The sequence below is a fragment of the Actinotalea sp. C106 genome, from assembly GCF_023630195.1.
GTDB lineage: Bacteria > Actinomycetota > Actinomycetes > Actinomycetales > Cellulomonadaceae > Actinotalea.
This window is the reverse complement of record NZ_JALPKN010000274.1, coordinates 1-4,124: the sequence shown is the minus strand read 5'-3', so window position 1 is coordinate 4,124 and position 4,124 is coordinate 1. Positions and strand designations below refer to the sequence as shown.

The 4,124-nt window shown below is 75.3% G+C and carries 7 protein-coding genes and 1 pseudogene; 4 read left to right on the top strand and 4 right to left on the bottom strand.

Translation table 11 applies throughout. From position 1 onward, the window contains the following. Positions 1 to 349 (top strand): annotated as a pseudogene (locus L0B03_RS14775) (cupredoxin domain-containing protein); the annotation flags it as partial. A gap of 37 nt (positions 350 to 386) precedes the next feature. Here L0B03_RS14775 and L0B03_RS14770 read toward each other — a convergent pair. Further along, complete coding sequence (locus L0B03_RS14770) at positions 387 to 1,100, bottom strand: metalloregulator ArsR/SmtB family transcription factor (RefSeq protein WP_250447130.1); 714 nt, start codon at positions 1,098 to 1,100, stop codon at positions 387 to 389. Positions 1,101 to 1,163: 63 nt separating this feature from the next. Between L0B03_RS14770 and L0B03_RS14765 the strand changes: the two genes are divergently transcribed. The 3 genes from L0B03_RS14765 to moaA are packed head-to-tail and all read left to right on the top strand — an operon-like array spanning position 1,164 to position 3,119. Beyond that, the gene (locus L0B03_RS14765; protein ID WP_250447128.1) at positions 1,164 to 1,679 is read left to right on the top strand and encodes a molybdenum cofactor biosynthesis protein B; all 516 of its coding nucleotides are present in this window, start codon (positions 1,164 to 1,166) and stop codon (positions 1,677 to 1,679) included. Next, entirely contained in the window at positions 1,676 to 2,104 is a 429-nt protein-coding gene (locus L0B03_RS14760; protein WP_250447126.1) for a molybdenum cofactor biosynthesis protein MoaE, read from the top strand. The genes L0B03_RS14765 and L0B03_RS14760 overlap by 4 nt, the downstream gene beginning before the upstream one ends. A 19-nt stretch (positions 2,105 to 2,123) precedes the next feature. Further along, positions 2,124 to 3,119: a GTP 3',8-cyclase MoaA gene (gene moaA, locus L0B03_RS14755; protein ID WP_250447124.1), complete on the top strand. Its 996-nt coding sequence runs from the start codon at positions 2,124 to 2,126 to the stop codon at positions 3,117 to 3,119. A 76-nt stretch (positions 3,120 to 3,195) separates the two neighbouring features. Here the strand turns inward: moaA and L0B03_RS14750 are convergent, their stop codons facing one another. The 3 genes from L0B03_RS14750 to L0B03_RS14740 all read right to left on the bottom strand — a co-directional run. Continuing rightward, a complete protein-coding gene (locus tag L0B03_RS14750) occupies positions 3,196 to 3,432 on the bottom strand; it encodes a MoaD/ThiS family protein (RefSeq protein ID WP_250447133.1) in 237 nt (78 codons plus the stop codon). Positions 3,433 to 3,434: 2 nt separating this feature from the next. After that, on the bottom strand, positions 3,435 to 3,713 hold the full coding sequence (locus L0B03_RS14745; RefSeq protein WP_250447122.1) for a DUF6457 domain-containing protein: 279 nt from the start codon (positions 3,711 to 3,713) through the stop codon (positions 3,435 to 3,437). Next, the coding region (locus L0B03_RS14740) for a molybdenum cofactor guanylyltransferase (RefSeq protein ID WP_250447119.1) at positions 3,710 to 4,124 on the bottom strand (415 nt) is incomplete at its 5' end. The genes L0B03_RS14745 and L0B03_RS14740, both read right to left, overlap by 4 nt.

The window sequence follows — 4,124 nt, the reverse complement described above, 5'->3', positions numbered from 1 at the left end:
GGTCGCCGTCCCTGCTGCGGGGCCGGGCGACGCGGGGGCCGCCCCGGCGCCGGTCGCCGCGACGCTCGAGGACGACGTGCAGGTGCTCCGCACCGCGCAGGTGGTCGACGGGTACGAGCCGGCCCACGCCACCGTCCGGGCCGGTCTCGAGGTGCGGTGGGAGATCGACTCGACGACGGCGAGCTGCGCGAGCGCCCTGTACGCCCCGGGCATGGGCGTCGAGGAGGTCATGCTCCTCGAGCCCGGCACCAACGTCGTGACCTTCACCCCCGGCGAGACCGGGCCGCTGCACTACTCGTGCGCGATGGGCATGTACACGGGCGTGGTCGAGGTGCTGCCGGCCGGGTGACCGTGGTCACGAGCGGCCGGCCACCCCGCGACGTCCCTCAGACCTCGGCGAGGTGCAGGACGCAGTGCTGCGGGCCCACGAACGGTTCGAGCCGGTCCGCCACGAGCGGGCCACCCTGGCGGCCCAGGACGCCACGGGCGACCCCCAGGTGCACGCTGCACACGACCTCGGGGCGCTCGCGGGCCAGGTCGGCGACCGGGCACCGGCGCAGGTGGAGGAGCAGCTGCTCGGGCTCGGCCTCGGGTGCGAAACCCAGGTCCTCGAAGTGCCGCTCGAGGGCCGCCAGCTGCCGGAGGCGCGACGCGGCGGCAGCGGGTACGTCCGGCCCGGCGTCGGCACCGGGCTCCGGGTCCGTCGTCACCGCCAGGCCGTTCATCGTCGAGCCCCAGGCGCACCCCACCCCCTCAGCCTCCGCACGGGGCGAGTCCATGGGACGCCCGTACCCGGAGAGCAGCATCCGAACCAGCTCGTCCCGAGCACGTTCGTCCGTGGTCGCGTCCGCCGGCCGCTCGACCGCCCGGTAGAGCAGGCGTGGTCGGCCGCGCCGGTGGCGCACCTCGGGCGCGCTCGCCACGAACCCCGCGGCCGCGAGCCGGTCGAGGTGCTCACGCACCGTGTTGGGGTGCAGCCCGACGGTGGTCGCGACCTCGCCGAGAGGCAGCGGTTCCGCGTGCTGCTGGAGCACGTGCAGGATCGCCATCCGGCTCTCGGAGGCCAGTGCTCGGTGCGCGCTGACCGCTCGGTCGACCATGTCCCGCATTATTCACGGCGACCACCGGAGAGATCTGGGACCTTCGGTCGGTACGGTGGCTCGATGACCGCGCACCACCCACCCTCGGCGAGAGACCGCCCTGTGCTCGCTGCCGTGGTCGTGGCGTCTGACCGGTGTGCTCGCGGCGAGGCCACCGACCGCTCCGGCCCGCTCGCCGTCCAGCTGCTGCTCGCCGCCGGCTACCGGTGCGACCCGCCCACCGTGGTCCCCGACGGGGCCGAGCCGGTCGAGGCAGCCCTGCGCTCAGCCCTCGACCTCGGGGCAAGGCTGGTCGTGACCAGCGGCGGGACGGGGGTCAACCCGCGCGACCTGACACCTGAGGGGACCCGGCCCGTGCTCGACCGCGAGCTGCCCGGCCTCGCCGAGGCCCTGCGCCGTACCGCCGCCGAGCAGGTCCCCACCGCCGTCCTCTCCCGCGGGCTCGCCGGCGTGACCAGGGCAGGCGCCCTGGTGGTCAACCTCCCCGGCTCCCCCGGCGGCGTCGAGCACGGGCTGCAGACCGTGCTGCCGCTCGCCCCGCACGTGCTCGACCAGCTCACCGGCGGCGACCACCGATGAGCTCCGCCGTGCGCCGCGCCGCGCTGAGCGCCGACCCCCTGGACCTGGCCGCGCACGTCAGTGCCGTCCAGGACCCGCGCGCCGGAGCGGTCTCGACGTTCCTCGGACAGGTGCGGGACCACGACCCCGCCGTCCAGGGCGAGGTCACGGCGCTCGAGTACTCCGCCCACCCCGACGCCGGGGCCGTGCTGCAGGAGCTCGCCGAGCAGGTGGCGCAACGGCACGAGGTCCTCGGGATCGCGGTGAGCCACCGCACCGGTCTGCTCACGGTGGGCGAGCCGGCCGTGGTCGTCGCGGTCTCTGCCGCGCACCGCGCCCCGGCCCTGGACGGGTGCGCCGAGCTCATCGAGGTGGTCAAGGCCGAGCTGCCCGTGTGGAAGCGTGAGGTGCTGCGCGACGGCAGCCACCTCTGGGTGGGCCTGTGAGAACCGAGGGGGACGACGCATGACCGAGCTCGTGGACACGTTCGGCAGGGCGCACCGCGACCTGCGCATCTCGTTGACGGACCGCTGCTCGCTGAGGTGCACGTACTGCATGCCCGCCGAGGGGGTGCCGTGGCTTCCCGGTCCGACGCTGCTCAGCACCGAGGAGATCGAACGGATCACCCGCGTCGCCGTCGGCCTCGGCGTCACCGAGGTGCGGCTCACCGGTGGCGAGCCGCTGCTACGACCCGACGTGGTCGACGTCGTGCGGCGGATCGCGGCCCTGGAGGGGCGCGACGGCCCGGTCGAGGTCTCGCTCACCACCAACGCCCTGCGCCTGCCCGCCCTCGCCGGCCCGCTGCGCGACGCCGGGCTCGCCCGGGTCAACGTCAGCCTCGACACCCTCGACCGGGAACGCTTCGCGACCCTCACCCGCCGGGACCGCCTCCCCGACACCCTGGCCGGCATCGCCGCCGCCGACGCGGTCGGCATGGCACCGATCAAGATCAACGCGGTGGCGATGCGCGACGTCAACGACGACGAGGTCGTCGCCCTGACCCGCTTCGCCGTCGACCGCGGCTACGAGATGCGCTTCATCGAGCAGATGCCCCTCGACGCCGGTCACACCTGGGACCGCACCGCCATGGTCACCCAGGCCGAGATCCTCGAGCGTCTGCGCGGCGCGTTCACCCTGACCGAGGTGCCCGGACGCGGCTCGGCCCCCGCCGAACGCTGGTACGTCGACGGCGGGCCGGCCACCGTCGGCGTCATCGCCTCGGTCACCGCGCCCTTCTGCGGCGCGTGCGACCGGGTACGGCTGACGGCCGACGGCCAGCTGCGCTCCTGCCTCTTCGCCCGCACCGAGACCGACCTGCGCACCCTGCTGCGCGAGGGCGCGGACGACGACGCCCTCGCCGAAGCCTTCCGTACCACCCTGGCCGGCAAGAAGGCCGGTCACGGCATCGACGACCCCGGGTTCCTGCAGCCCGACCGCCCGATGAGCGCGATCGGCGGCTAAGCCGCAGACGCCGCGGGGGCTCAGCCGCCCGCAGCCCCTCGCGCAGGCTCAGCCGCCCGCTGGCCCTCGCGCGGGCTCAGCCGCCCGCGAAGGGCGGCAGCACGTCCACCGTCGCACCGGGGAGGACCTCGTCCTCGTCGGAGAGCCGCCGACCCGCGCTGAGCAGCGAGCAGCGCCCCAGGACCGCCTCGAGCCGTTGACCGTGGATGGTCACCAGCTCCCGGCGCAGGCCTGCGGTCGTCCCCGACGCGACCTGCTCACTGGCTCGCCCGGCCGCCTCCGCCGCGCCGGCGAAGTACCGGACCGTCACCATGCTCACCGACCTGCCTCCTCGGTCCCCCAGCTCTCGACCAGCGCAACGGCCAGCGCGAGCACGTCGTCGAGGGCGGCACGGTCCCCCGAGGACGCGCCCACGGCGTATCCCACGAGGAAGGTGGTCAGCGGGGCCGCCGGCCGCGCCACCCCGTGCGCGACGTCGCGCGCGAGGTCGAGCAGCTCGTCCACGGCGACGGCGTCCGGGTCGACGCCGAGCTCCTCGCCGGTCGTCGCGATCCACCGGTGCAGCTCGCTGCCGAGGGCGGGGCTGTCGCTCATACGTTCCTCCGGGTGATCTCGTCCTCCAGGGTCCGGACATCTTCCCAGGTGTCGGCGTCGCGCCCGGCATGGTCGGGGTCGGGGACGGTGAGGGTCACCAGGTCCGTCATGAGCCGGCGGACGGCGACCCCGTCCAGACCACCGGACCGGCGCAGCCGTGCGACCGCGGACCGCAGCCGTGCCCGGCGGTGCAGGGCGACCAGGGACTGCCGGCGCCCCCCGTCGTCCACCACGCAGACGACGTCGACCTCGGCGTCCGCGGTACGCGCGGCCTCGAGCAGAGCCGGGACGATCTCCCGGGCGCGCGGGACGTCGCAGGCCAGGACGAGGACCCAGTCCGCCGACCCGCCCTCCTCGTCCGCCTCCGGGCCCGGCGCCGCAACCGCAGGCCCTCGCCCCGCCCGCGCCAAG